The following is a 25,600-nucleotide window of genomic DNA, read 5'->3' as shown; positions in this document are numbered from 1 at the left end:
TGGCCCGCGCCGGAGCCGGCACGGGCCATCGCTGCGGTGTCGTCCGGAGCTACTTGACCATCCGGATGGTCATCGGGTAGCGGTACAGCACGCCCTCGTTCGCCTTCATGCCGGCGATGATCGAGAAGACCAGCATCACCACCCAGGCGATCAGCGGCAGGAAGAACAGCACCAGCGTGCACGTCCCGACGATGAGCGAGACGATCGAGATGATGCCCCAGGTGATCTGGAAGTTGAGCGCCTCGACGGCGTGCGCGCGTACGGTCGGCGACTCGTTGCCCTTGGCCAGCAGCGCCACCAGGCCGGCGATGAAGCCCACCACGATGCCGCCGAAGTGGGCGATCAGGGCCCAGGTCTTCTCGTCACTGTTGGCGTAGCCGACCGGCGCCGGGGCGCCGTACGGGTTGCCCGGCGGGGGATAACCGCCCGGCGGCGGGTAGCCGGCACCGGGGTACCCGCCCGGGGGCTGTCCGGGCGGCGGGTAGCCGCCTCCGGGCGGGGGGTAGCCGCCGGGCGGCGGGTAACCACCGGGCGGGGGATACCCGCCACCGGAGGTCGGATAGGTCCCACCGCCGGACGTCGGGTACGTCCCGCCGCCCGAGGTCGGGTACGTGCCGCCGCCGGAGGTCGGCGGGGGCGTGCCGGGCGCACCGTACTGAGGTGCGGCGGGCGGGGGGTACCCCTCGCCTGGCGTCGAGTATTGGCCCGGATACATCGGGGCGGTCGGGTCCGGGGGCGGACCGCCGTATTCTCCGGGAGGGCGAGGCGGTTCAGTCATGGAGGTCACGGTAGGACTCCGGCTCAACCGGCGCCAGCCGCCCCGCGATTGAATCTGGACAATGGCCGACCGTACCTGCTAGGCCCACCGGGGTAGGGTGTGCTGGCAAGCCTGTTGTCCGGGTTCGGATAGCCCATCCAAACGATCATCGCGCCGGGCAGGCCATGGTCGTAGACTGGCACTCGCTACAGTCGAGTGCCAGGGCAAGCCGTGGCCCGACCGTCGTGGTCGCCCCGGTCGTTTCGCCCAGCCGGGGCCGGGACGTCGCAGGGAGGTGAGGATGGGTCTCGACGACCGCAAGCTCGACGTGCTGCGCGCGATCGTGGAGGACTACGTCGCCACCCAGGAACCGGTCGGCAGCAAGGCCCTGGTCGAGCGGCACCAGCTCGGGGTCTCCCCGGCCACCGTCCGCAACGACATGGCCGTGCTGGAGGAGGAGGGCTACATCCGGCAGCCGCACACCAGTGCCGGCCGGGTGCCCACCGACCGCGGCTACCGACTCTTCGTGGACCGGCTCTCCCGGGTCAAGCCACTGACTCCGGCCGAACGCCGGGCGATCGAACGCTTCATGATCGGTGCGGTGGACCTCGACGACGTGGTGCACCGTACGGTCCGGCTGCTGGCCCAGCTCACCCGGCAGGTGGCCGTGGTGCAGTACCCGAGCCTGGCCCGTTCCTCGGTCCGGCACCTCGAACTGGTGCCGATCTCCACCACCCGGCTGATGCTCGTCATGATCGCCGACACCGGTCGGGTGGAACAGCGGCTGGTCGAGCTGCCCACCCCGATCAGCGCGGACGACGTCACCGACCTGCGCCGGCTGGTCAACGAGCGGCTCGGCGGCAAGAAGCTGGCCGACACCCCGCCGCTGGTGCAGGCACTGGTCGACGAGGTGACCCCCGGGCTCTGCCCGGCGATGACCACGCTGGCCACGGTGCTGCTGGAGACCCTGGTCGAGCGGCACGAGGAGCGCATCGCGCTGGCCGGCACCGCCAACCTGACCCGGGGCGGGCTGCTCGACTTCCAGGGCTCGCTGCGACCGATCCTCGAGGCGCTCGAGGAGGAGGTCATCCTGCTCAAGCTGATCGGCGAGGTGGAGCCGAACACCCTCCAGGTGCGGATCGGCGACGAGAACGAGATCGACAATCTTCGGGCCACCTCGGTGGTCAGCACCGGATACGGTCCGGGTACGACCATCGTCGGCGGACTTGGCGTGCTGGGTCCGACCCGGATGGACTACCCGGGCACCATCGCCACGGTGCGGGCCGTGGCACGCTACGTCGGTGACGTGCTGGCGCAGTGACCACCGAACACGGCAGCGACCACCGAGCTCACCCCTGATGACGACCGGCGGACGGTAACGCGAGACAGACATGAGGACACGGAACGCAGTGGCCAAGGACTACTACGGGATTCTCGGCGTCAGCCGGGACGCCTCCGACGACGACATCAAGCGTGCCTACCGCAAGCTGGCGCGGCAGTACCACCCGGACGTGAATCCGGATCCGGAGGCACACGAGAAGTTCAAGGACATCAACGCCGCGTACGAGGTCCTCTCGGACGACCAGAAGCGGCAGATCGTCGACCTGGGCGGTGATCCGCTCGCCCCCGGCGGCGGGCCGGGTGCCGGCCCGGGTGGTGCCGGCGGTCCGTTCGTCGGCTTCCAGGACATCATGGACGCCTTCTTCGGCGCGGCGGGCGGCTCGCGGGGCCCGCGTCCGCGCACCCGGCCGGGTGCGGACGCGATCCTGCGGCTCGAACTCGACCTGCCGGAGACGGCGTTCGGGGTGGAGGCGCCGATCGCGGTGGACACCGCCGTGCTCTGCACCACCTGCTCCGGCGCCGGCACGGCACCCGGAACCCACCTGGCGACCTGCGAGGCGTGCGGCGGGCGCGGCGAGGTGCAGTCGGTGCAGCGCACCTTCCTCGGCCAGGTCGTCTCGTCCCGGCCGTGCACCGTCTGCCAGGGGTACGGCACCGTCATCCCGCACGCCTGCCCGACCTGTGCCGGCGACGGCCGGGTACGCACCCGCCGTTCGCTGACCGTCAAGATCCCGGCCGGGGTCGAGGACGGCATGCGGATCCGGCTGGCCCAGCAGGGCGAGGTCGGCCCCGGCGGCGGTACGGCCGGCGACCTCTACGTCGAGATCCACGAGCGGCCGCACGACGTCTACTCCCGCAAGGGCGACGACCTGCACTGCCGGGTCACCGTGCCGATGACCGCCGCCGCGCTCGGTACCCGGCTGACCATCAAGACGCTGGACAGCGAGGAGCCGGTCGACGTCAAGCCGGGCACCCAGCCGGGCTCGACGCTGCGGTTGCGCGCCCGGGGCGTGCCGCACCTGCGCGGTACCGGCCGGGGCGACCTCTACGTCCACCTCGACGTACGCACCCCGACGAAGCTCGACGCCGAGCAGGAGCGGATGCTGCGCGAGTTCGCCAAGACCCGGGGCGAGGAGGTGGCCGAGCTGACCAAGCAGGGCGGCTTCTTCTCCCGGATGCGCGACGCCTTCAACGGGCACGCCTGACGGGCGCGTCGTCCGGCCGGCGGGTCACTCCGGCCGGACGACCGGCTAACCTGCTCGCCGTGAGCGCGCCGCTGTTCCTGGTCGAGTCGCTGCCCCCGGACGACGTCGTCACTCTGGACGGTCCCGAGGGGCATCACGCCGCGACCGTGCAGCGGCTGCGTACCGGTGAGGACCTGCTGCTCGCCGACGGCCGGGGCGGCACGGTCGCCGCCGTGGTCACCGCCGTCGGCCGGGGCACCCTGACCGCGACCGTCACCTCCCGGCGGTACGTCGAGCCGCCCGACCCGAGGCTCGTGGTGGTGCAGGGGATCGCCAAGGGCGACCGGGCCGAGCTGGCGGTGCAGGCGATGACCGAGGTCGGGGTGGACGAGATCGTGCCCTGGGCGGCCGAACGCTCGGTGGTGCAGTGGCGCGGCGAACGGGGTGCCCGGGCCCGGGACCGCTGGGTGGCGACCGCCCGCGAGGCGGCCAAGCAGTCCCGCCGGACCTGGCTGCCGACGGTCTCCGGTACGCCGGAGTCGCCGGACGAGTCGACCCGGGCGGTGGCCCGGCGGATCACCGGGGCGGCGGCCGGTTTCGTGCTGCACGAGGAGGCGGAGGCCCGACTCGGTACCGCCGAACTGCCCGCCTCCGGCGATCTCGTGCTGGTGGTCGGGCCGGAGGGCGGGGTGTCGCCGGCCGAGCTGACCGCCCTCACCTCGGCCGGTGCCGTATCGGTCCGGCTCGGTCCCGAGGTGCTGCGGACCTCGACCGCCGGGGTCGCGGCGCTGGCCGTCCTCTCCGCCCGGCTCGGCCGCTGGTGACCGCAGGCTGACGGCCGACGCGGTCGCCGGCCCGATCGTCGTCGACCTCGGCGTTCCCACCGACCCGCCCGCCCGACGGCGTCCTCGGCCACCCGCTCGTTCGGCGTCCACGCCGACCCCGCTCGGTCGCCCGGTCACGGTCTCCTCGTCGTGGGCGGGCGATGCCGCGCACCTCCGCTGGCGGCCGGGCCGGCGGAGGCGGCAGCGGCCGGTCCCGGGTCAGATGTCGACGGTGCCGGTCAGCCGGACGTCGGCGAGGCTGTGCGCCGCCTCGACCCGGTAGCGACCGGGCCGGGTCTGCCAGCCGTCCGGCCCCCAGATCTGGAAGGTCCGCGCCGGCAGTGGCACCCGGACGGTGACCGTCTCGCCGGGCGCCGCGCCGGCAGCGGCGAAGCCGGCCAGCCAGCGCACGGGACGGTCCGGCTCGGCGGTCTCCGGGCCGACGTACACCTGCACCACCTCGCGGCCCGGACGGGCGCCGGTGTTCCGGACCGTGACCACCGCGACCGGCCCGCCCGGTCCGTCCTCGACGGCCAGCGACCCGTAGCTCCAGTCGGTGTAGCCGAGCCCGTGCCCGAACGGGAAGAGCGGTTCGGCCTGCCAGCCCCGGTAGCCGACGAAGACGCCGTCGGTGTAGTCGAGCACCCCGTCGACCGGGGTGGTGTCCAGCGCCGGGCAGTCCTCCGCCCGGCGTGGCCAGGTGGTGGGCAGCCGTCCGCCCGGCTCGGCGCGCCCCAGCAGCACGTCGGCGAGCGCCGCCCCGGCCTCCTGGCCGGGGAACCAGGTGAGCAGGACCGCGCCCACCTCGTCGACCCAGGGCATCAGCACGGGTGAGCCGGCGTTGACCACCACCACCGTACGGGGATTGGCCACCGCGACCCGGGAGACCAGCTCGTCCTGCCGGCCCGGCAGCGCCAGCGTGCTCCGGTCGAACCCCTCCGACTCCACCTCCTCGGTGGTACCGACCACCACCACCGCCACGTCGGCGTCGGCGGCCACCCGGACGGCCTCGTCGAGCAGGTCGTCCGCGGTCGCCGTGCCGGGCTCGGCGTGCCCGAGGGTGAACGAGACGAAGCCGGGGTGGTCGCCGTCGACCATCCGCCGGGTGAGCCGTACCTCGACCGGCTCGCCGGCTCGGACCGGGATCTCGAACCGGCGCTCGACGGTGGCCCGGAAGACGGTGCCGGGCTCCTCGGCCGGGTCGTAGAGCGGGCCGTCGAAGAGTTCCGTGCCGTCCACGGTCAGCGCGAACACCCCGAAGCCCTCGACCGAGAGCCGGGCGGTGCCGCTGGCCAGCGGCGTGTGGGTAGCGGCGATCTCGACGGTGGACAGCTCGGCGAGGGGCAGTCCGTCCGGCAGGTCGCCCATCCAGCGCACCGTCGCCCGGTCCAACTCGGCCCGGTAGCGCTGCCGGCCGTCGGCGTCGCGCAGCGTCGCGGTGATCGGGGTCCAGGCCACCCCGCCGGCCGCCGGCAGCCGGAGCCGGGGATCGGCGCCGACCGCGTACCGGAGGTCGGTGTCGGGGAGCGCGGCGGTCAGCCCGGCGAGCGGGGAGACGGCGTGCGGCGGCGCGACCAGGGCACTGCCGCCGCCCTGGATCCGGGCGTCGTCGGCGAGCGCGCCGAGCACCGCGACCCGGCGCAGCCGGCCGGGATCGAGCGGCAGCAGCTCACCGTCGTTGCGGGCCAGTACGAACGACCGGACCGCGACCGTGTGTGCCAGGCCGGCGCCGTCCGCCGGGCGCGGCAGGTCGGCCGGGGCCACCGCCGGGGGTACGCCGTCGAGCAGCCCGACCCGGCCGGCGAGCCGGAGCACCCGGCGTACCTTCTCGTCCACCTCCGCCTCGGCGACGGACCCGGCGCGGACGGCGGCGACCAGCGCGTCGCCCCACGGGTCGCCCACGGCCGGCATCACCACGTCGAGCCCGGCGTTCGCCGACGCCTCGGTGCTCCGCGTCGCCGTCCAGTCGGAGACCACCAGCCCGTCGAAGCCCCACTCCCGCTTGAGCAGGTCCCGGAGCAGCCCGCCGTGCTCGGTCATCGTGAAGCCGTTGACCCCGTTGTACGCCGCCATCACCGCCCACACCCCGGCGGCGACGATCCGTTCGAACGGGGCGAGGTAGACCTCCCGGAGCGCCCGCTCGGTGACCCGTACGTCCACCGTCATCCGCTCGGTCTCCGAGTCGTTGGCGACCAGGTGCTTGACCGTGGCGCCCACCCCGACGTCCTGCACGCCGCTGACGTAGCCGACGCCGATCTCGGCGGTGAGCAGCGGATCCTCCGAGTAGCACTCGAAGTGCCGGCCGCCGAGCGGGCTGCGGTGCAGGTTGACGGTGGGGGCCAGGAGCAGGTGGATGCCCTTGCGTCGGCACTCGGCGCCGAGCAGCCGGCCGGCCTGCCGGGCCAGCCCGGGATCCCAGGTGGCGGCGAGTGCCGTCGGGCTGGGCAGCGCGATCGACGGGTCGTGCGGGGTCCAGCGGACGCCACGGATTCCGATCGGGCCGTCCGACATCACCAGCGAGCCGAGCCCGATCGCGGGTACGCCCGGCAGGGTCCAGAAGTCCTGACCGGAGAGGAGCCGGACCTTCGTCTCCAGGTCCAGCGCGGTCAGGGCCCGCTCGACCACCGCCTCGGTCCCGTCGACCACCGCCTCGGTCCCGTCGACCGTTGCCGCGTCCCGTCGATCCACCGCCATCGTCGCCCCTTCCGCCCGCCCGGATATCGATCATCCTGCCAGTCGGAACCACCCGCCGCCCTCCACGACCGCCGTCGCGCCGGGATGCGGCCCAGGTGCGCCGAGGTGCTGTCCTGTCGTGCCGGGATGCTTTCCCGTCGTGTCGGGGTGCTGTGCTGTCGTGTCGGGGTGCTGTCCCGTCGTGTCGAGGTGCGGGTCAGGTGCGCCCGGACGCAAGCTGCTCGGGTGCGCCCGGACGCGCTGCTCAGGTGCGCAGGTAGGAGGCGCCGTTGAGGTCGACGATGGTGCCGGAGGCCCACTCCGCCTCCGGCGAGGCCAGCCAGTGCACCGCAGCGGCGATCTCCTCGGGCCGGGCGACCCGGTTGAACGGACTCTGCGCCCGGATCGCGTCCCCGCGCGGCGCCTTGAGGTGCTCGTTGGTCATGTCCGTCTCGACGAAGCCGGGCGCGACCGTGGCGACCGCGATGCCGTACGGGGCCAGCGCCACCGCGAGCGACTGGCCGAGCGAGTTCAGCCCGGCCTTGCTGGCGCCGTACGCCGGTTGGGTCGGCTCGCCCCGGAACGCGCCCCGGGAGGAGACGTTGACGATCCGGCCACCCGGCTGCCGCAGGTGCCGGGCGGCGCACCAGATCGTGTTGGCCACGCCGAGCAGGTTGACGTCGAGGGTGCGCCGCCACTGCTGTTGCCACTGCTCGTAGGAGGAGTCGAAGAGCGGATGTCCGGGGTCGACGCTGCCGAAGACTCCGGCGTTGTTCACCAGTACGTCGAGTCCGCCGAGTCGGTCGGCCGCGTCGTCGACCATCGCGCGTACCTCGTCCGGGTCGGCGAGGTCGGCCCGGACCACCAGGTGCCCCTCGCCGGGCAGTTCCGCGACGAGTTGCTCGGCCAGCGGCGTCGAGTCGCGGTGGTGTACGGCCACCCGATCGCCACCGGCGGCGAACAGCGTCGCCGCCGCCCGCCCGATCCCTCGGGAGGCCCCCGTCACCAGCACCGCGCGTCCAGTCATTCGATCATGATGCCGGTCGGCACCCCGTCCCGGAACCCCGGCCCACGGTCAGCCCGGCCACCCGCCGGCACGCGGTCGGGGGCGGCAGCCCCTACGATTCCGATGATGGAGAACGACTGCCTGTTCTGCCGGATCGTCGCGGGCGAGATTCCGGCCACCGTCGTCCGGGAGACCGAGACCACGCTCGCCTTCCGGGACATCGCCCCGAAGGCTCCGGTGCACGTGCTGGTGATCCCGAAGGAGCACTACGCCGACGTGGTGACCCTGACCGAGGCCGATCCCGGGCTGGCCGGCGACGTACTCGGGACCGCGGCGGTGGTGGCCGAGACCGAAGGACTGGTCGCCGACGGCTTCCGGTTGATCTTCAACACCGGTCCGTACGGTGGACAGGAGGTCTTCCACGCGCACGCACACGTGCTCGGCGGCGAGCCGTTGGGGCCGATGCTGGCCCGCTGAGCACACCTCCCCTCGGCCGGTCCGGCAGGTCAGCCCGGCCGGCGGTCCGCCCGCCGGGCCGGCGACCCCGGCGCGCTGGCATATGATCCGTGATCTTGCGAGGGGGGATCATGACCGAGGTGAACCGGCAGTTCGAGCGGCTGGTCCGGCAGGCGCAGGCCGAGTCGCGGATCCCGGCGGTGTCGGCCGCGCTGCACCGGGCCGACCGGCCGCTCTGGACCTGCACGGTCGGCGGCACCGGCAACGACGCCCCGCTCGGCCCGGGCACCGCGTTCCGGATCGGCTCGGTGACCAAGACCTTCACCGCCGTACTCGTGTTGCAGTGTCGGGACGACGGACTGCTCGACCTGGACGACCCGGTCGGGGCGCACCTGGACGTACCGGCGCACGGCGAACTGACCGTACGCCGGCTGCTGTCGCACACCTCCGGAGTGCAGCGGGAGCCGTACGGCGACGTGTGGGACACCCTGCACAGCCCGGAACTCGACGAGTTCCTCGCCGACCTGGCCCGGGCCGAGCGGGTGCTGCCACCGGCCCGCCGGTTCCACTACTCCAACCTCGGTGCCGCACTGCTCGGCCAGGCCGTGGCCCGGCTGCGCGGCGGCACCTGGGCGGAGGTGCTCGCCGACCGGGTACTCGGTCCGCTCGGGCTGGCCGACACCACCCCGCAGCCGCCGGCCGGCGCGGCGACCGGCTTCCTGGTCGACGCCTACTCCGACCACGCCCGGCCGGAGCCGAACACCGACCTCGGCGCGGTCGGGCCGGCCGCCCAGCTCTGGAGTACCGCCTCCGACATGGCCCGCTGGGCGGCGTTCCTGGCCGACCCGGCGGCGGTGGACCCGGCCGGTGCGGTGCTCCGGTCGACCACCCTCGACGAGATGCGCTGGCCGCTGACGGTCACCGACGAGACGCTCTGGTCGGCCGGGTTCGGCCTGGGGCTGATCCTGCTGCCCCAGCGGGACGCGTCGGGCGCCGCCGAGCGGGTACTGCACGTCGGGCACGACGGGGCGATGCCCGGCTTCCTGGCCAGCGTCTACGGCCGGCGGGGCGGCTCCGGTACGCCCGGGGCGATGGGCGCTGCGGTGCTCGGCTCCTCCGGCACCGGGGTCGCGGTCAACGAACTGGCCCACCAGATCCTCGCCGCCTCGGCCCGGGAGGATCCCGCCGACATCGTGCCGTGGACTCCGGGCGAGCCGGCGCCGGAGCCGTACCGGGGGCTGCTCGGCCGGTGGTGGGGCGAGGGCTTCGAGTACGTCTTCTCCTGGCGGGACGGCGCCCTGCGGGCCCGGGGCGCGGCCGACCCGGCCGGCAAGCCGCCGGCGGTCTTCACGCCGTTGCCGGACCGCCCGGACGTGCTGCGTACGGTCTCCGGCCGGGAGGTCGGCGAGCTGCTCCGGCTGACCCGGGACGACCGGGGCGAGGTGGTCGGCCTGCACTGGGCCACCTACCGGTTCACCCGGCGCCAGGAGACCTTCGACCGCTTCGACTTCCGGACCGGCTGACCGCCGACCGCCGGGCGCTTGTATGTCCAAGAATGTCCGGTTCTGGCGGACGGTGTTCCGGCCCCGGTACGCCGGGCGGGCGACGGCCCGGGACGGATTGCAGGACGACCTGCCCAGGCCGGTGGAAGCTGGCGGAAATGGGCAGCGTGCCGTCGGCGTTGAACGGATACGATGACTGCAACGTCCGCACGTCGCGCGACCAGCCGGAAGCCTTCCGGTGGCGAGGCGGCACCGAGATCGGAAGCAGGTGGCACAGGGCCTCGGGCCCGACCCATGACCGGTACCCCACCCCCCGGGCAGACCCGGGTGCAGACCAGGATCACGGTTCCTGACCCCAAGATCATGGTTAATCTGCTCGGCGCGGGCGACGAGATCCTGCGGCTCATCGAGCGGTCGATCCCCAGTGACGTGCACGTCCGGGGAAACGAGATCACCCTCACCGGTGCCCCTGCCGAGAACGCCCTCGCCGAGCGGCTCTTCACCGAGCTGCTTGAGTTGATCGAGAAGGGCGAGACGCTGACGACCGACGCCGTGCGGCGTACCCTCGGCATGATCGAGCAGGGCGGCACCGAGCGCCCCGCCGAGGTGCTGACGCTCAACATCCTGTCCCGGCGCGGACGGACCATCCGGCCCAAGACGCTGGGCCAGAAGCGGTACGTCGACGCGATCGACGGGAAGACCATCGTCTTCGGCATCGGCCCGGCCGGCACCGGCAAGACCTACCTGGCGATGGCCAAGGCCGTGCAGGCACTCCAGGCCAAGCAGGTGAACCGGATCATCCTGACCCGGCCGGCGGTCGAGGCGGGCGAGCGGCTCGGCTTCCTGCCCGGCACGCTGCACGAGAAGATCGATCCCTACCTGCGCCCGCTCTACGACGCGCTGCACGACATGCTCGACCCGGACTCGATCCCGAAGCTGATGGCCGCCGGGACGATCGAGGTCGCGCCGCTGGCATATATGCGCGGAAGAACCCTTAATGACGCTTTCATCATCCTTGACGAGGCGCAGAACACCACGCCCGAGCAGATGAAGATGTTCCTGACCCGGCTGGGCTTCGGCTCCAAGATCGTGGTGACCGGTGACGTCACCCAGGTCGACCTGCCCGGCGGCACGACCAGCGGCCTGCGGGCCGTACGCGAGATCCTGGAGGGCGTGGAGGACGTGCACTTCTCCCAACTCTCCAGCTCCGACGTCGTGCGGCACCGGCTGGTCAGTGACATCGTGGACGCGTACGCCCGCTGGGACGCCGAGCGGGAGTCCCAGCAGCAGGGCCAGGGCGTGCACGCCGTACCGGGGCGGACCGCGCACGGCGGTCGGGCCGGCCGGCGCCGCTAGCACCCGCCCGACAGTAGTGCCATCACCACCACAGCTTCCGACAGTGCATCAGGGGAACCAGTTGTCCATCGAGATCGCCAACGAGTCGGGGAGCGCCGTCGACACCGACGCGGTGCTCTCCGTCGCCCGGCACGCCCTCGACGAGATGGGAGTGAACTCCCTCGCCGAGCTGTCGGTGCTGCTCGTCGACGTCGACTACATGACCGAGCTGAACCACCGCTGGATGGGTGGGGACGGCCCCACCGACGTACTCGCCTTCCCGATGGACGAGGGCAGTGTCGACCACGGGCCCGGCGAGGTCAACGGCGGTGAGCCGGCGCTGCTCGGCGACATCGTGCTCTGCCCGGAGGTGGCCGCCAAGCAGGCCGCCACCGCCGGACACTCGGCCGCCGACGAGCTGCACCTGCTGACCGTGCACGGCGTACTGCACCTGCTCGGCTACGACCACGCCGAACCGGAGGAGGAACGGGAGATGTTCGCGCTACAGGCGCGGCTCCTGGACAGCTGGCGCGCGACGCGGGCCCAGTGATGCCTGACCATTTAGCCGCGCTGCCCGCGTCCCTGGCGTCGTCCGCCAGCGCCCCGGGCGGCCTGCCCGATCTCGCACTGCTGTTCTTCGCCGCCGGTCTGGTGGTGCTCGCCGGGATCTTCGCGATGGCCGACGCCGCACTCGGTGCGGTCTCCCCGGCCCAGGCCGGCGAGCTGGCCCGGGACGGCGTACGCGGCGCGCGCACCCTGCAACTCGTCGCCGCCGACGCGGTCCGGCACATCAACCTGCTGCTGTTGCTGCGGCTGCTCTGCGAGCTGACCGCGACCGTACTGGTGGCGCTGGTCGCGGTCGACACGTTCGGCGCCGGCTGGACCGCCGCCCTGGTCACCGCGGGCGCGATGACCGTGGTCAGCTTCGTGGTGGTCGGCGTCGCGCCGCGCACCATCGGCCGGCAGCACGCGTACGCGGTCGGCCGGGTCACCGCGCCGCTGGTCCGCTGGCTGGGCCGGGTGCTGAACCCGCTCGCCTCGCTGCTGATCCTGATCGGCAACGCGGTGACGCCGGGGCGCGGGTTCCGCGAGGGCCCGTTCGCCACCCAGGTGGAGTTGCGCGAGCTGGTCGACCTGGCCGAGCAGCGCGGCGTCGTGGAGCACGGCGAGCGGCAGATGATCCACTCCGTCTTCGCGCTCGGCGAGACCATCGTCCGCGAGGTGATGGTGCCGCGTACCGAGATGGTCTGGATCGAGGCGCACAAGAAGCTGCCGCAGGCACTGGTGCTCTTCCTCCGTTCCGGCTTCTCCCGGATCCCGGTGATCGGCGAGAGCGTGGACGACGTGCTCGGGGTGCTCTACCTCAAGGACGTGATCCGGCAGACCCAGGGCGAGGACCCCGCCGCCGCACAGCGGCCGGTCTCCGAGGTGATGCGTACCGCCACCTTCGTGCCGGAGTCGAAGCCGGTCGACGACCTGCTCTCCGAGATGCAGGCCGCCCGCACCCACATGGTGATCGTCGTCGACGAGTACGGCGGCACCGGCGGGCTGGTCACCATCGAGGACATCCTGGAGGAGATCGTCGGCGAGATCACCGACGAGTACGACGTCGAACGTCCGCCGGTCGAGCGCCTCGACGACGACCAGGTGCGGGTCACCGCCCGGCTGCCGGTCGAGGATCTCGGCGAGCTGTTCGACGTCGAGTTGCCGGCCGACGAGGTGGAGACCGTCGGCGGGCTGCTCGCCCAGGCCCTCGGCCGGGTGCCGTTGCCCGGTGCCTCGGCAGACGTGGGTGGGCTGCGGCTGATCGCCGAGGGCACCACCGGCCGACGCAACCACATCGACTCCGTACTGGTCCGCCGGCTCACCGAGGCGGACGGGCCGGAGCAGCAGCAGACCCGTACCGACCCCGAGTTGCGGGGCGCACAGAGCACCCGGGAGCAGCACTCCCGGGCCGAGGAGAGGCAACCCGCCGATGCCTGACCCGTCCGCCGCCCCGACCGTCCCGGCCGGCGAGCACACCCCGTCGGCGACGGTCGAACTGACCGCCGAGGACACCAAGCTGGTGGTGCTGGCCCGGGGTGCCCGGGGCCGGATCGGCGCGGTCGAGGGCGCGGCAGTACGCGACCAGGACGGCCGGACGTACGCCGCCGCCAGCGTCTCGCTGCCGTCGCTGACCATCACCGCGTTGCAGCTCGCGGTCGCCTCGGCGGTCGCCGCCGGGGCGACCCGGTTGGAGGCCGGTGCGGTGGTCACCGAGGCGTCGACGCTGGACGGCGCCGGCCACGCCGCCGTGCGCGACCTCGCGGCGGACGCCCCGATCCACGTCGCCGCCCCGGACGGCACCCTGCTCGGCACGGTGCTCCAGTGACGGCGGCCCCCTCCGGCCACCGATCGAGCGACGAGGCCGGCCGCCGGTCGACGGGCGAGGCGGCCGGTCACCAGTCCGGCGGCAGGGCTGCTGATCAGCGGTCCGGTGGCAGGGCGGCCGGTCAGCGGTCGGGCGGCCCTCGCCAGGAGGCCGGTTACCGGGCCGGGTTCGCCTGCTTCGTCGGGCGGCCGAACGCCGGCAAGTCGACGCTGACCAACGCGATCGTCGGGCAGAAGATCGCCATCACCTCCAACAAGCCGCAGACCACCCGGCACGTGATCCGGGCCGTCCTGCACCGGCCGGACTCGCAGCTCGTCCTGGTGGACACGCCGGGCCTGCACCGGCCGCGTACCCTGCTCGGCGAGCGGCTGAACGACCTGGTCCGGCAGACCTGGAGCGAGGTCGACGTGATCGGCCTCTGCATCCCGGCGGACGAGCCGATCGGCCGGGGCGACCGGTTCATCACCGGCGAGCTGGCCGAGCTGAAGGCCAAGGTGCTGGCGGTGGTGACCAAGACCGACCTGGTGGACCGGAAGCGGCTGGCCGAGCAGTTGCTGGCCGTCAGCGAGCTGGGCGACTTCGCCGAGGTGGTACCGGTCAGCGCGGTCTCCGGCCACCAGGTGGACACCCTGGTCGACGTGATGACCGGCTATCTGCCGTCGTCACCGCAGCTCTATCCGGACGACATGCTCACCGACGAGCCGGAGCAGATCCTGGTCGCCGAGCTGATCCGGGAGGCGGCCCTGGAGGGGGTCCGGGACGAACTGCCGCACTCGATCGCGGTGGTGGTCGAGGAGATGATCCCCGAGGACCGGCTGATGAAGATCTACGCCGACGTGTACGTGGAGCGGTCCAGCCAGAAGGCGATCGTGATCGGGGCGCGGGCCAGCCGGCTCAAGGACGTCGGCATCCGGGCCCGGCAGCAGATCGAGGAGCTGCTCGGCACCCGGGTCTACCTCGACCTGCACGTGCGGGTGGCCAAGGACTGGCAGCGGGATCCGAAGCAGCTCCGCAAACTCGGCTTCTGAGCCCCGCCCACGGATCGGCCGGGGAGGGGAGACGCGGATGCCGGCACGGCTGCTGGTCACCGGCGCGGCCGGGCGGGTCGGGCGGCTGCTCCGGCCCCGGCTGGCCGGCCCGGGGCGGGTCCTGCGGCTGTTCGACGTCGCCGAGCAGGCTCCGGCCAACCCCGGCGAACCGGTGGAGGTCGTCCGCGCCGACCTCTTCGACCCGGCGGCGCTGTCGGCCGCCTGTGCCGGGGCCGACGCCGTACTGCACCTTGCCGCGATCCCGGGCGAGGACACCTGGGCGGAACTGCTCCGGGTGAACGTGGAGGGCACGCAGCGGCTGCTGGAGGCGGCCCGGACGGCGGGCGTACCCCGGGTGCTGCTCGCCTCGTCGATCCATGCGGCCGGCTGGTACCAGCGGGCCGGCACCAGCCCGGACCCGGCCGGCGTGCCCGCGCCGGTCGGTCCGGACGGGGTGCCGTCCTCGGTGCCGCCCCGCCCCGACACCTACTACGGCTGGTCCAAGGCGGCCGTCGAGTCGCTCGGCAGCCTCTACGCCGACCGGTTCGGCATGACCGTCTTCGCGCTGCGGCTCGGCGCCTGCTTTCCCGAACCGCCCGGGGTGAGCGGTCTGGAGAACTGGATTTCCCCGGACGACTGCGCCCGGCTGGTCGACGCCTGTCTGCGGGCGGAGACCACCGGTTTCCGGGTGCTCTGGGGGATCAGCCGGAACAGCCGACGCTGGTGGTCGCTGGCCGAGGGCCGGGAGATCGGGTACGAGCCGGAGGACGACGCCGAGTCCTACGCCGACCGGGTACGCCCGCTCGACGGCGAGGTCGGCACCGCCGGGCTGCTCGGCGCACAGTTCTGCGGCTATCCGCTCGGCGAACGGCACTGACCCGGCCCGCTCGCCACGGGCACGAAACCGCAGACCGACGACCGACGCGGGCTCGGGTCGAAGGAGCGACGGACGACGGGGCCGGCCCCCGGCAAATCGGTGTTTGTCGAAGAGTGGCCCGGGTAGGGTGCGGAACCATGGGGAAAATCCTCTCGGTCAACCTGGCGGTGCCGGAGCCGAACAGCGCCAAGGAGGTCGGGACCACCGGCATCAACAAGCGCCCGGTGGACGGGGCGGTACTCGTCCGGGCGCCCGGTCCGAAGACCGTCGGGTTGGGCAGTGGCCTGGTCGGTGACCAGATCTTCGACGTCAAGCACCACGGCGGCGACGACCAGGCGGTCTACGCGTACGCCCGGGAGGACTACGACTGGTGGGAGGCGGAACTGGGTCGGCCGCTGCCCGGTGGGCTGTTCGGGGAGAACCTCACCACCGTCGGGCTGGACGTGAACGGGGCGGTGCTCGGCGAGCGGTGGGGGATCGGCGCCGACCTGGTCCTGGAGACCACGTTCGGGCGCATTCCGTGCGGCACCTTCCAGCTCAAGATGGGTCTGCCACAGTGGTTGAAGACCTTCACCGGGGCGGCCCGGCCGGGCGCGTACCTGCGGGTGGTGCGGCCGGGGGAGGTGCGGGCCGGTGACGAGGTGACGGTGCTGCACCGGCCGGAGCACGGGGTGACCGTCGCCGAGGGGTTCCGGGCCTGGATGTCCGAGCCGGAGTTGTTGCCCCGGCTGCGGCTGGTCGAGGGGCTTCCGGAGGAGTTGCGGGAGAGGGTGCGGCGCCGGTTGGGCGATTGACCCGGTAGTCGACGGCGACGGCAGGTCCGGCCAATTTGCCGTGAGTTTCCGGAGGGTTCACCCGAGAACCTTCCCGGAATCCGTTGTACGGCCGGCGTTGCGGGGTAGGAAGGGCGTCGTCCACTCCTCCCCGGCACCAAGTCAGGCTGATGCGAAACCGGTACTACGACCTGCTCCGCTGTCTCGCCATCGTCCGTGTCGTCGTGTACCACGTCACCGGCTGGGCCTTCCTCACCCTGGCGTTCCCGGCCATGTCGCTGATGTTTGCGCTGGCCGGGGCGTTGATGGCCAGTTCCCTCGACCGCTCGGGCGTGGCCGCCGTCGGCCGTCGGCTGCGTCGGCTGCTGCCGTCGCTCTGGCTGCTGGCGGCGATCTTCGTACCGGCCATGCTGCTCACCGGGCTGGCACCGTCCTGGCGGCTGGTGCTCTGGGTACTGCCGCTGGCCGATCCGCCGGCCAACCAGTGGGGCGCGCTGGTGCTGAGCGTGGTCTGGTATCTGCGCGACTACCTGTGGTTCGTGCTCCTGTCACCACCGGCCCGCTGGCTGTTCCGGCGCTGGCCGGTACCGACGGTGGTGGCGCCGTACCTGCTGCTGGTGGTGGTGGAGTTCGGCTATCCGGACGCACCGGCGACGCTGCGGGACTTCGGGCTCTACTTCGGAGCGTGGCTGCTCGGGTTCGCCCAGCACGACGGGATGCTGAAACGGATGTCCCGCCGACTGCTGGTGGCGATCGCCGTTCCGGTCGGCGCGGCCGGGCTCGCCTGGATCTTCACCCATCAGGGGCCGCGCGGCTACGACCTGAACGACGTACCGCTGGGCAACGCGCTCTGGTCCGTCGCGTTCGTGCTGCTGGCCTTCGGGCTGGCGCCGTCGGCCGTCGGCTGGGTCGACCGCTGGGCGCCGCTGGGCCGGGCGGTGACGGTGCTGAACAGCCGGGCCCTGACCGTCTACCTCTGGCACATGCCGTTCGTGATCGCCCTCAACGAACTGCTCTCCGGGTTGGGGCTGGCCCATTCCACGACGCTCGGCCTGGCGGCCCGGCTGGCCGCCGTCGCGGTGCTGGTGGCGGTCGCGGTCGCGCTCTTCGGCTGGGTCGAGGACCTGGCGGCCCGCCGCCCACCGTGCCTGCTGCCCGGCGGCACGCTCCGGACGTCGCCCAGCGGCACGCTCCGGACGCCGCCCGGCGTCGCCGTGCCGCCCGCCCGGCAGCCGACCGGCGCACGTCGCGCGCCGGTCGACCGGGCCGGAGTACCGAGCGCGTCGGCCGGGCCGGCCGGGGTACCGAGTGCGTCGGCCGGGCCGGCCGGAGTGGCGGGTACGGCGGCGGACCCGGTCGGGGTGGTCGGCACCCCGACCGAATCCGCCGGTCGGCTCAGCTCGGTCGGACGGTGATGTTGCCGCTGCCGGTCTCGATGTCGAGTACGTTCTTCGCGGCCGGGTCGTTCGGCACCTTCACGTCGGTGCTGCCCGAGTCGGCCTGGGCGCGTACCTGGTAGCCGCCGGCCGGCACGGTCAGGTCGATCGAGCCGCTCGACGCGCTCGCCTGGACCGGGCCGGCGGCGGCGAGGGTCAGCGAGATGTCCCCGGAACCCGTCCGCGCGGTCACCTTTCCGGTGCCCAGCGAACGGCCCTCGATCGATCCGGAGCCGGCCTGGGCGGAGACGGTACCCGGCAGCCGGGTGAGCGTGATGTCGCCGGAACCGGTCTCGGCGCGTACCGAGCCGCTCGCGTCGGTCACCGAGATGTCCCCGGAACCGACCTTGATGTCCACCTCGGTCAGCGCGGTCAGGTTGACGTCACCGGAGCCGTTCGTGCCGCGCAGCGCGACGCCGGTCGGGGCGAGGACGTCGTACGACACCCCGCAGTGCCGACCGCAGTCGGTGTCCAGGATCAGCTTCGTGCCCTCGATCCGGTAGGTGGCGTCGTTCGGCTCGCTGCCGCGGTACTGCACCACCCGCTCGATCCGGACGTTCTGCACGGCTCCGGTGCGGACCACCACGTCTCCGGCACCGGGGACGACCTCGATTTCGGTGATCTTCACGTCTTCGGTGCGGTCGTAGGTGAGGCGCTGCTCGGCGAAGCCGTCGCAGCCGGCCAGGGTGACCAGGGCGGCCAGCGCGAGTGCGCCGGTGACGGCGACGGAGGCGTTGCTCCGGGAAACCAGCATGGCGGAAACGCTATGGGGCGGCGACGGGCGGCACATCGGGGTCGGTCACCGAGCCGTCCCCGACCGCGACCCTGAGAACCCTCTCAGGGTCGATCGTCGGCGGGCGGCGGACCGGTCCGCGCCTGGCCCCGGACCGGCCGGCCGGCGCGGTGCGCCGGCAGGGAACAATGGGCGGGTGCCCGGGTACCGCCGACAGCTCTACCGCGACGACGCGGTGGTGCTGCGTGCGCAGAAACTCGGCGAGTCCGACCGGATCATCACCCTGCTGACCCGCCGGCACGGCCGGCTGCGGGCGGTCGCCCGGGGGGTACGCCGGACCAGTTCGCGGTTCGGTGCCCGGTTGGAGCCGTTCGGCCACGTCGACCTCCAGCTCGCCGGTGACCCAAAGGGTGAGCAGGGCAGTTCCCTGCACTCGATCAGCCAGGTCGAGGGGATCCGGCTCTACGGCAAGGCGTTCGTCACCGACTATCCGCGCTACACGGCGGCCAGCGCGATCGCCGAGACGGCGGAACGGCTCACCCCGGTCGAGCGGGAGCCGTCGCTGCGGCTGTTCCAGCTCACCCTGGGCGGGCTGCGCGCACTGGCCGACGGGGAGCACGCCAGCACGCTGGTGCTGGACGCGTACCTGCTGCGCGGGATGGGGCTGGCCGGCTGGGCACCGGCACTGCTCGGCTGCGCCGTCTGCGGTACGCCGGGCCGGCACGGCGCGTTCTCCGTACCCGCCGGGGGTTCGGTCTGTCCGGACTGCCGGCCGCCCGGCGCCGCCCATCCGGCGCCGGCCACCCTCGACCTGATGGCCGCGCTGGCCGGCGGGGACTGGCCGACGGCGGACGCCGCCGAGCCGCCGCACCGGCGGGAGTGCAGCGGGCTGGTGGCGGCGCACCTGCAATGGCATCTGGAGCGGGGGTTACGCTCGTTGCCGCTGGTCGACAGGGGCTCGACCGGCGAGCGTACGGAACGGGCGCGGCAGGTCCCGGGACCCGGCGCGACGGACGGGACGAAGGAAGCACTGTGATCCGAGCGATGACCAGCCGAGACCGTCGGGAGCCGGTGGCGCCGACCCCGCACCCGTCCGGGGCCCGGCCTCCGGCGCTGCCGACCGAGGCGCTGCCGAAGCACGTGGCGGTGGTGATGGACGGCAACGGGCGGTGGGCCAAGGAGCGCGGACTGCCCCGGACCAAGGGTCACGAGCAGGGTGAATACTCGCTCTTCGACACCATCGAGGGCGCGATCGAGCTGGGCATCCCCTACCTGTCCGCGTACGCCTTCTCGACGGAGAACTGGCGGCGCTCGCCGGACGAGGTGCGCTTCCTGATGGGCTTCAACCGGGAGGTCATCCGACGCCGCCGCAACCAGTTGGTGGATCTCGGGGTCCGGGTGGTCTGGTCGGGGCGGACCGGCCGGCTCTGGAAGAGCGTGATCTCCGAGTTGCAGACGGCCGAGGAGATGTCCCGGGGCAACTCGACGCTGACCCTCCAGTTCTGCGTCAACTACGGCGGGCAGGCCGAGATCGCCGACGCTGCCGCCGCGATCGCCCGGGACGTCGCCGCCGGCAAGGTGGACCCGGGCAAGGTCAACGAGAAGATGATCTCCCGGTACCTCTACCACCCCGAGGTGCCGCCCGTCGACATGTTCCTCCGCCCCTCCGGCGAGCAGCGCATCTCCAACTTCCTGCTCTGGCAGAGCGCGTACGCCGAGCTGGTCTACCTGGACACCCTCTGGCCGGACTTCGACCGCCGCCACCTCTGGTACGCCTGCGAGCTGTACGCGCAGCGGGACCGCCGGTTCGGCGGAGCCCTGCCCAACCCGGTCGCACCGCCGCCGGCCCACGGCTGAGGTACCCCGCCCGTCGGCCGGTACCGGCCGGACACCCGGAGAGCCGCCGTCGCGTCGCACCGGAAATACGGGTGCGGCGGTACGGCGGCCCGGGTAGTCTCCGTTCCATGCGGTACTGAGACCCCTTCATCCGAGCCGACCCGCCTGCCCTCGTGCGGCGCGGGTTCGAGCGCTCCGGGCGTCCGTACCGTTGTTCCGTCTTCCCCGGCGACCTCGTCCTCTTCCGACGACTCGTCGCCGGCCGACGCACCTCCGGCTTTCACGGGCTCCCGGGAATCCCCATCCCGCGCGCTGCCGCCGTCGACGGACTCCAGCCGGACGAACCGGTCCTGCGTAGACGCGAGCGGCGCCGGTCCCGACCAGGAGGAGACGACCACCGTATGCCTGCCAAACGAAAGTCCAGGAGTGCCGCCAGGACCACTGCGGCCAAGTCGACCGGAGCCGGCGCGCTCGGCACCGGGGCCACCGCCCGGCTCGGCCGGCCGGACGGCGAGACCGTCGAACTCGCCGCGCCGGTGGTGCTGCCGGCTGACGACCGCACCCCGGAGGCCGCCCGGCCGGCGGCCCCGAAGGCCGGTCCGGTGAACCGCAACGGCGCCGGACCGCTCGGCGTCGGCCGGGGCCGGGGCGCCGGCGCCGCCCGGCGGTACGCCTTCCGGCGTAGCTGACCGGCGATACCGCCGCCCGTTCGGGACCGGACATCGACCGGTCCCGAACGGGCGCTTCCCCTGCCCGGGCCGGGAAAACCGCCGACCGGAACCACCCACAGCCGGCCGCTCCCGCCGGGGCGGCGTAGCCGGAACCGTCGACCGGAGTCACTCCCAGCCTGTCGGGGCAGGGGGTCCAATGTGATACTTACTCGACTTGCGGGAACGGGACGGGTGGGACCGCAGGCCGGTGGGGGGTCGGGATGACGGGCAAGGCTGCCGGGGCGCAACCGCTCCGGCCCACCGATCCGCGCCAGCTCGGTCCGTGTGAGCTGGTCGGACGGCTGGGCGAGGGCGGGATGGGGACCGTCTACCTGGCGCGGCTGGCCGACGGTCGCAGCGTCGCGGTGAAGGTGATCCGCCCCGACCTGGCGCACGACGCCGAGTTCCGGCGACGCTTCCGGGGCGAGGTGAAACGGGCCCGGCAGGTGCCGCCGTTCTGCACCGCCGAGGTGCTCGACGCCGACCCCGACCACGACCCGCCGTACCTCGTCGTCGAGTACGTCGACGGTCCCAGCCTGTCCACTGTGGTCGCCGACCGGGGCCCGCTGACCCCGGGCAACCTGTACGGGCTGGCGGTCGGGATGGCGACCGCGCTGACCGCGATCCACGGCGCCGGGGTGATCCACCGCGACCTCAAGCCGAGCAACGTGCTGCTGCCGCCGGGCAGCCCGAAGGTGATCGACTTCGGCATCGCCCGCGCGATGCACGGCACCGGCGCCGGTACCCGTACCGACCAGGTGATCGGCACGGTGGCGTACATGGCGCCGGAGCGGTTCGAGTCGGTGACCAAGGGCGTGCTCACCCCGGCGGCGGACGTCTTCGCCTGGGGTGCGGTGGTGGCCTACGCGGGCACCGGGCGTACCCCGTTCGCGGCCGAGACGCCGGCCGGCACCGCCGTACGGATCATGACCGAGGAGCCCGATCTCGACGGGCTGACCGGACCCCTGCGCGAACTGGTCGAACTCGCGCTCGCCAAGGATCCGCAGCGTCGCCCGACTACGCGTGACCTGCTGGACCGGCTGCTGGCCGGCGGGCCGGACCGGGTGGGCCAGGTCGCCGCGACGCTGGTCGGGCAACCGGATCTGCTGGCCGCCGCCGAGCAGGCCCAGGCCGCCACCGACCAGCGCCCGCTCGCCGAGACCGCGCTCGCCGGACGGCCGACGACCGGAGCGGCTTCCGGCGCGACGACGGACTCGGGTACGACGGACTTGGGCGGCGACCCGGGCCGCTACGCCGCCAACCCGTTCGGCCTGGTCGTGCGGGACTCGGCGGTGCCGGTCGCGCCCGGAGCGGCCGGCGTGGTCCCGCCGCAGGCCCCGGGCGGAGCGGTGGTACCGGCCGCGGCGGCGTCCCCGGCACCGGCCGGAGCGTCCGCGCTCCCGCCCGGACACCCGGTGGCGCAGGCCGGACACCCGGTCGCACCGTCCGGACCGGGGCGGCGGGGCGGCAGGGGAGTGGCGCTCGCCAGTGCGCTGTTCGCGCTCGTCGGACTGCTCGGCGCGGCGGTCAGCGTGGGATTCGCCACCGGAATGCTGCCGCCGGGGCAGGATCGCGGCGCGGCCACCGGCCGCTCGCCCGACCCGCTCGCCAACGCCGGACCGGGCGCGACCATAGGTGGCCCGACCGGGCCGGTGCCGGGAAGTTCCGCGCCGAGCGAACCGAGCCCGCCCGGCGAAACGCCTCCGGCCGGCCGGGTGGTGTTGACCGACCCGCTGAGCAAGGACGACGTGTGGTTGCCGAGGACGGACGAGCAGCACCGGGTCAGTTGCGGGTTCGACGACGGACTGGTGGTGACGAAGCGGAGCGACGGCCCGTACCGGTGCCCGGGACCGCAGAACACCTGGGCCGACGTACGGGTGGACGTCGAGGTGACCCTGGTCGAGCCGATCAGTTGTGCCGGGATCTGGTTCCGGTTCACCGACGCCCAGGGCGGTCACGTGCTGCGGGTCTGCGCCGACGGCTACCGATTGATGCGGCACGGGCTCGACGGGGCCGTCCAGACCGGGAAGTTCCCGTTCTCCGCCGACCGCAAGCCGAACGGGCGGATCCGGGTCGGCATCGTCGCCCAGGGCGAGACGCTGCGCTTCTACCAGGACGGCCGGCGGATCGGCTCGGCCCGGGACGATGCGCCGCAGGCCGGTCGGGTGGTGCTGGGAATCTTCTCCGAGCCGACCACCAACCCGAACCGGGAACCCTCCTACCGGGTCTCGTTCAGCGACATCGAGATCGCCACGCTGCGCTGACTGTGAGGCTGGCCGGGTTGGTGCCGGCCCGGCCCTGGCCCGCCCGGCACGCCGGACCGAGCTGACCTCGTCCGGCCCCGATCGACCTGACCTCGTCCGACCCGGATCGACCTGACCTCGTCCGACCCGGATCGAGCTGACCTCGTCCGACCCGGATCGAGCTGACCGGGCCCGACCCGGCTCGGGCGAGGTCGGCCGGGTCAGCCGACCAGCGGGCGGAAGGTGCCCAGCGCGACGCTGACGGCGAGCGCTCCGGCGGCCAGCGTCGCCGCCCCGGCGACCAGGGCGGCGTCGGCGCCGGTGAACCGCTGCCGACGTGCCGACGTACGCGGCGAGCCGGAGTCGAAGCCTCGGGCGTCCATCGCGGTGGCCAACCGGGTACCCCGGCGGATCGCCCCGACCAGCAGCGCGAACGCGGTCGAGCCGAACAGCCGCAGCCGGGCCAGCGGATTGCGTCCCGCGTCGACGCCCCGGGCCCGCCGCGCCAGGCTCAGCATCCGCCACTCCAGCGCCAGCAGCGGCACCAGGCGGAACGCGGCCAGCGCCCCGATCGCGAACCGGGGCGGAGCCTTGACGTTCTGCACCAGCGCGTCCGTCAGGTCCGTCGGGTCGGTGGTGGCGAAGACCAGTACGCCGGGCAGTGCCACCGCGATCACCCGCAGCGACATGCCCAGCGCGGTGACCAGTACCCCGGTGGTGACCTCGACCGGCCCGGCCTGCCAGAGCAGGCTGCCGGTGCGCTCGGCGGCGAAGAGCACCAGGGTGCAGAGGATGCCGAGGGCGCTGAGGAGCAGCGGCCAGGCCCGCCGGGCCAGTGCCGCGTACCGGACTCCGAAGAGCGGCACCACGGCGAGTTCGAAGCCGATCGCCACCGCCGGGGCCACCGGGTCCACGGTGGCGATCAGCGCGACGGAGACGACCAGCGCGGCGGCGACCTTGGCCACCGGGTTGCGCCGGGCCAGCAGGGCGTCCGGGGCGGCGATCGGCTGGTACGGGATCATCTGTGCCCCCACCCCGACCCGACCCCGGCCGACCCGGTGCCGTCCGGTGCCGTCGGCTCGGCGCCGAGCCGGACCGTCCGGTCGGCCAGCACGCTGACGAAGTCGGCGTCGTGGGTGACGGTGACGATGCCGTGCCCGCCGTCGCGCAGCCCGGCGAGCAGGTCGACGAGTTCGATCCAGGTACGTCGGTCCTGGCCGAAGGTCGGCTCGTCCAGTATCAGCAGCCGGGGTGCGGTGGCCAGCGCCGTCGCGACGCTCAGCCGCCGCGCCTGACCGCCCGACAGGGTGTACGGGTTGGCCGCCGCCAACCGGTCCAGCCGGAGCCGTACCAGCAGTTCGTCCACCACCGACCGGACTGCCGCCTCCGGCTGACCGAGCCGGCGCGGCCCGAGGGCCAACTCCTCGAAGACGGTGCTCCGGACGAACTGGTGCTCCGGATCCTGGAAGACCGAGCCGATCCGGCCGGCCAGTACCGGCGCCCGCCACCGGTGCGGTGCGGTGCGAGCGTGCTCGCCGCCCAGTGCCGGCGAGGCCGACACCCGGCCGGTGCCGGGCTTGAGCAGCCCGCCGAGCAGCAGCGCCAGGGTGGACTTGCCGACACCGTTCGGGCCGAGCACGGCGAGCGTCTCGCCGGCGCGTACCCGCAGGTCGGTGCCTACCAGCCGGGGTGGCAGGCCGAGCCGGTCGGCGGTGAGCAGCAGGTCGCCGGGACCGGTGGCGGCCCGGCGCGGTGCCGGCGGCGGCCCCGGCACCCAGACCCCGGCGTCGGCCAGCGACGTCCCGTGCAGCGCGAAGACCTCCGCCGGAGGGCCGTCGGCGCGTACCCCGCCGCCCGGTTCGAGCACCACCACCCGGTCGATCAGCGGCAGCGCCTCGGTCACCCGGTGCTCGACCAGGATCAGCGTGGTGTCGTCGTCCACCGCCGCCCGGACGGCGTCCCGGACCAGCGTCGCGCCGGCCGGGTCCAGGTTGGCGGTCGGCTCGTCGAGCAGCAGCAGGCCGGGCCGGAGCGCCAGTACCCCGGCCAGGGCAAGTCGCTGCTGCTCGCCGCCGGAGAGTGCGGCCGTGGACCGGTCGAGCGGGTACGGGAAGCCGACCCGGTGCAGCGCCTCGGTGACCCGGGGCCAGATCTCCGCCGCCGGTACGCCCCGGTTCTCCAGTCCGAACGCCACGTCGTCCCCGGCCCGGGCCATCACGAGCTGTGTCTCCGGGTCCTGGAAGACGATGCCGACCCGTTCCCGGGCCTTCCGTGGATCGAGCCCGTCGATCTCGACGGTGCCCTCCTGCTCGCCGGAGTCCTCGGCGAGCAGCCCGGCCAGCGCCGCCAGCAGCGTGCTCTTGCCGGCACCGGAGGCGCCGAGCAGGAGTACCCGCTCGCCGTGCCCGATCCGCAGGTCGACGTCGCGGACCGCCCACGCCCGCCGGCCGGCGTGCCGCCAGCCGAAACCGCGCAGCCGTACCTCGCTCACCGCAGCACCACCCGGTCGGCGTTG

General features: G+C 73.5%; 23 protein-coding genes. 17 read left to right on the top strand and 6 right to left on the bottom strand.

Translation table 11 applies throughout. The features are described from left to right. Window positions 1-49: 49 nt before the first annotated feature. Window positions 50-778 (bottom strand): DUF4870 domain-containing protein, encoded by a 729-nt coding sequence (locus Pen02_RS38315; RefSeq protein ID WP_203871097.1) that lies wholly within the window; start codon window positions 776-778, stop codon window positions 50-52. 280 nt (window positions 779-1,058) lie between these two features. Here Pen02_RS38315 and hrcA point away from each other — a divergent pair, with 280 nt between their 5' ends. The 3 genes from hrcA to Pen02_RS38300 all read left to right on the top strand — a co-directional run bounded on the left by hrcA (window position 1,059) and on the right by Pen02_RS38300 (window position 4,106). Next, complete coding sequence (gene hrcA / locus Pen02_RS38310) at window positions 1,059-2,078, top strand: heat-inducible transcriptional repressor HrcA (RefSeq protein ID WP_203871096.1); 1,020 nt, start codon at window positions 1,059-1,061, stop codon at window positions 2,076-2,078. A gap of 88 nt (window positions 2,079-2,166) precedes the next feature. Continuing rightward, window positions 2,167-3,303: a molecular chaperone DnaJ gene (dnaJ, locus tag Pen02_RS38305; RefSeq protein ID WP_203871142.1), complete on the top strand. Its 1,137-nt coding sequence runs from the start codon at window positions 2,167-2,169 to the stop codon at window positions 3,301-3,303. A 59-nt stretch (window positions 3,304-3,362) separates the two neighbouring features. Beyond that, a complete protein-coding gene (locus Pen02_RS38300) occupies window positions 3,363-4,106 on the top strand; it encodes a 16S rRNA (uracil(1498)-N(3))-methyltransferase (RefSeq protein WP_203871095.1) in 744 nt (247 codons plus the stop codon). Between the two features lie 219 nt (window positions 4,107-4,325). Here the strand turns inward: Pen02_RS38300 and Pen02_RS38295 are convergent, their stop codons facing one another. Both Pen02_RS38295 and Pen02_RS38290 read right to left on the bottom strand, forming a co-directional pair. Then, window positions 4,326-6,800, bottom strand: a complete 2,475-nt coding sequence (locus Pen02_RS38295) for a beta-glucosidase (RefSeq protein WP_203871094.1) — start codon at window positions 6,798-6,800, stop codon at window positions 4,326-4,328. Between the two features lie 244 nt (window positions 6,801-7,044). Next, the gene (locus Pen02_RS38290; protein ID WP_203871093.1) at window positions 7,045-7,806 is read right to left on the bottom strand and encodes an SDR family NAD(P)-dependent oxidoreductase; all 762 of its coding nucleotides are present in this window, start codon (window positions 7,804-7,806) and stop codon (window positions 7,045-7,047) included. A gap of 102 nt (window positions 7,807-7,908) precedes the next feature. On the opposite strand from Pen02_RS38290, the gene Pen02_RS38285 reads away from it, so the two are divergent. From Pen02_RS38285 to Pen02_RS38240, 10 genes are all read left to right on the top strand, one after another. Then, on the top strand, window positions 7,909-8,262 hold the full coding sequence (locus Pen02_RS38285; RefSeq protein WP_203871092.1) for a histidine triad nucleotide-binding protein: 354 nt from the start codon (window positions 7,909-7,911) through the stop codon (window positions 8,260-8,262). Between the two features lie 110 nt (window positions 8,263-8,372). Next, the gene (locus Pen02_RS38280; RefSeq protein WP_203871091.1) at window positions 8,373-9,764 is read left to right on the top strand and encodes a serine hydrolase domain-containing protein; all 1,392 of its coding nucleotides are present in this window, start codon (window positions 8,373-8,375) and stop codon (window positions 9,762-9,764) included. 273 nt (window positions 9,765-10,037) lie between these two features. After that, window positions 10,038-11,099, top strand: coding sequence for a PhoH family protein (locus tag Pen02_RS38275; protein WP_203871090.1), 1,062 nt, complete (start codon window positions 10,038-10,040; stop codon window positions 11,097-11,099). Between the two features lie 61 nt (window positions 11,100-11,160). Then, window positions 11,161-11,628, top strand: a complete 468-nt coding sequence (gene ybeY / locus Pen02_RS38270; RefSeq protein ID WP_203860297.1) for an rRNA maturation RNase YbeY — start codon at window positions 11,161-11,163, stop codon at window positions 11,626-11,628. Further along, window positions 11,628-13,061 carry a hemolysin family protein gene (locus Pen02_RS38265; protein WP_203871089.1) on the top strand — a complete coding sequence of 478 codons (1,434 nt, stop codon included), beginning with the start codon at window positions 11,628-11,630 and terminating at the stop codon, window positions 13,059-13,061. Before ybeY ends, Pen02_RS38265 begins: the two co-directional genes overlap by 1 nt. Continuing rightward, window positions 13,054-13,449 carry a cytidine deaminase-like protein gene (locus tag Pen02_RS38260; RefSeq protein ID WP_203871088.1) on the top strand — a complete coding sequence of 132 codons (396 nt, stop codon included), beginning with the start codon at window positions 13,054-13,056 and terminating at the stop codon, window positions 13,447-13,449. Before Pen02_RS38265 ends, Pen02_RS38260 begins: the two co-directional genes overlap by 8 nt. Further along, entirely contained in the window at window positions 13,446-14,477 is a 1,032-nt protein-coding gene (gene era / locus Pen02_RS38255; RefSeq protein ID WP_239141952.1) for a GTPase Era, read from the top strand. Before Pen02_RS38260 ends, era begins: the two co-directional genes overlap by 4 nt. A gap of 37 nt (window positions 14,478-14,514) precedes the next feature. Further along, window positions 14,515-15,354, top strand: coding sequence for an NAD-dependent epimerase/dehydratase family protein (locus Pen02_RS38250; RefSeq protein WP_203871087.1), 840 nt, complete (start codon window positions 14,515-14,517; stop codon window positions 15,352-15,354). Between the two features lie 137 nt (window positions 15,355-15,491). Beyond that, window positions 15,492-16,148 (top strand): MOSC domain-containing protein, encoded by a 657-nt coding sequence (locus Pen02_RS38245; protein ID WP_203871086.1) that lies wholly within the window; start codon window positions 15,492-15,494, stop codon window positions 16,146-16,148. A gap of 149 nt (window positions 16,149-16,297) precedes the next feature. Continuing rightward, window positions 16,298-17,542, top strand: a complete 1,245-nt coding sequence (locus tag Pen02_RS38240) for an acyltransferase family protein (protein ID WP_239141951.1) — start codon at window positions 16,298-16,300, stop codon at window positions 17,540-17,542. Here the strand turns inward: Pen02_RS38240 and Pen02_RS38235 are convergent. Further along, a complete protein-coding gene (locus Pen02_RS38235) occupies window positions 17,523-18,317 on the bottom strand; it encodes a DUF4097 family beta strand repeat-containing protein (RefSeq protein ID WP_203871085.1) in 795 nt (264 codons plus the stop codon). The genes Pen02_RS38240 and Pen02_RS38235 overlap by 20 nt on opposite strands. Before the next feature lie 175 nt (window positions 18,318-18,492). On the opposite strand from Pen02_RS38235, the gene recO reads away from it, so the two are divergent. The 4 genes from recO to Pen02_RS38215 all read left to right on the top strand — a co-directional run bounded on the left by recO (window position 18,493) and on the right by Pen02_RS38215 (window position 23,106). Continuing rightward, on the top strand, window positions 18,493-19,332 hold the full coding sequence (gene recO / locus Pen02_RS38230) for a DNA repair protein RecO (RefSeq protein WP_203871084.1): 840 nt from the start codon (window positions 18,493-18,495) through the stop codon (window positions 19,330-19,332). Window positions 19,333-19,340: 8 nt separating this feature from the next. Next, entirely contained in the window at window positions 19,341-20,153 is an 813-nt protein-coding gene (locus tag Pen02_RS38225; RefSeq protein WP_203871083.1) for an isoprenyl transferase, read from the top strand. Window positions 20,154-20,533: 380 nt separating this feature from the next. Beyond that, window positions 20,534-20,821, top strand: coding sequence for a hypothetical protein (locus tag Pen02_RS38220; RefSeq protein WP_203871082.1), 288 nt, complete (start codon window positions 20,534-20,536; stop codon window positions 20,819-20,821). 242 nt (window positions 20,822-21,063) lie between these two features. Further along, window positions 21,064-23,106: a serine/threonine-protein kinase gene (locus Pen02_RS38215; RefSeq protein WP_203871081.1), complete on the top strand. Its 2,043-nt coding sequence runs from the start codon at window positions 21,064-21,066 to the stop codon at window positions 23,104-23,106. Window positions 23,107-23,306: 200 nt separating this feature from the next. On the opposite strand, the gene Pen02_RS38210 is transcribed toward Pen02_RS38215, so the two are convergent. Continuing rightward, window positions 23,307-24,107: an energy-coupling factor transporter transmembrane component T family protein gene (locus Pen02_RS38210; protein WP_203871080.1), complete on the bottom strand. Its 801-nt coding sequence runs from the start codon at window positions 24,105-24,107 to the stop codon at window positions 23,307-23,309. Beyond that, the gene (locus tag Pen02_RS38205; RefSeq protein WP_203871079.1) at window positions 24,104-25,576 is read right to left on the bottom strand and encodes an ABC transporter ATP-binding protein; all 1,473 of its coding nucleotides are present in this window, start codon (window positions 25,574-25,576) and stop codon (window positions 24,104-24,106) included. Before Pen02_RS38205 ends, Pen02_RS38210 begins: the two co-directional genes overlap by 4 nt. Window positions 25,577-25,600: the final 24 nt, after the last annotated feature.

Source organism: Plantactinospora endophytica (assembly GCF_016862915.1).
Classification (GTDB): domain Bacteria; phylum Actinomycetota; class Actinomycetes; order Mycobacteriales; family Micromonosporaceae; genus Plantactinospora; species Plantactinospora endophytica.
Note: the sequence above shows the minus strand (reverse complement) of the source record. Positions and strands in the feature narration are given on the sequence as shown.

What these genes read in the sequence shown, in the direction of transcription:
- Pen02_RS38285 (WP_203871092.1), top strand. Translation starts at nt 7,909, where the DNA reads ATGATGGAGAACGACTGCCTGTTCTGCCGGATCGTCGCGGGCGAGATT.
- Pen02_RS38215 (WP_203871081.1), top strand. Translation starts at nt 21,064, where the DNA reads ATGACGGGCAAGGCTGCCGGGGCGCAACCGCTCCGGCCCACCGATCCG.
- Pen02_RS38280 (WP_203871091.1), top strand. Translation starts at nt 8,373, where the DNA reads ATGACCGAGGTGAACCGGCAGTTCGAGCGGCTGGTCCGGCAGGCGCAG.
- Pen02_RS38315 (WP_203871097.1), bottom strand. Translation starts at nt 778, where the DNA reads ATGACTGAACCGCCTCGCCCTCCCGGAGAATACGGCGGTCCGCCCCCG.
- Pen02_RS38245 (WP_203871086.1), top strand. Translation starts at nt 15,492, where the DNA reads ATGGGGAAAATCCTCTCGGTCAACCTGGCGGTGCCGGAGCCGAACAGC.
- Pen02_RS38220 (WP_203871082.1), top strand. Translation starts at nt 20,534, where the DNA reads ATGCCTGCCAAACGAAAGTCCAGGAGTGCCGCCAGGACCACTGCGGCC.
- hrcA (WP_203871096.1), top strand. Translation starts at nt 1,059, where the DNA reads ATGGGTCTCGACGACCGCAAGCTCGACGTGCTGCGCGCGATCGTGGAG.
- Pen02_RS38210 (WP_203871080.1), bottom strand. Translation starts at nt 24,107, where the DNA reads ATGATCCCGTACCAGCCGATCGCCGCCCCGGACGCCCTGCTGGCCCGG.
- Pen02_RS38275 (WP_203871090.1), top strand. Translation starts at nt 10,038, where the DNA reads ATGACCGGTACCCCACCCCCCGGGCAGACCCGGGTGCAGACCAGGATC.
- Pen02_RS38240 (WP_239141951.1), top strand. Translation starts at nt 16,298, where the DNA reads ATGCGAAACCGGTACTACGACCTGCTCCGCTGTCTCGCCATCGTCCGT.
- Pen02_RS38295 (WP_203871094.1), bottom strand. Translation starts at nt 6,800, where the DNA reads ATGGCGGTGGATCGACGGGACGCGGCAACGGTCGACGGGACCGAGGCG.
- Pen02_RS38290 (WP_203871093.1), bottom strand. Translation starts at nt 7,806, where the DNA reads ATGACTGGACGCGCGGTGCTGGTGACGGGGGCCTCCCGAGGGATCGGG.
- Pen02_RS38260 (WP_203871088.1), top strand. Translation starts at nt 13,054, where the DNA reads ATGCCTGACCCGTCCGCCGCCCCGACCGTCCCGGCCGGCGAGCACACC.
- Pen02_RS38225 (WP_203871083.1), top strand. Translation starts at nt 19,341, where the DNA reads ATGACCAGCCGAGACCGTCGGGAGCCGGTGGCGCCGACCCCGCACCCG.
- Pen02_RS38250 (WP_203871087.1), top strand. Translation starts at nt 14,515, where the DNA reads ATGCCGGCACGGCTGCTGGTCACCGGCGCGGCCGGGCGGGTCGGGCGG.
- Pen02_RS38235 (WP_203871085.1), bottom strand. Translation starts at nt 18,317, where the DNA reads ATGCTGGTTTCCCGGAGCAACGCCTCCGTCGCCGTCACCGGCGCACTC.
- Pen02_RS38265 (WP_203871089.1), top strand. Translation starts at nt 11,628, where the DNA reads ATGCCTGACCATTTAGCCGCGCTGCCCGCGTCCCTGGCGTCGTCCGCC.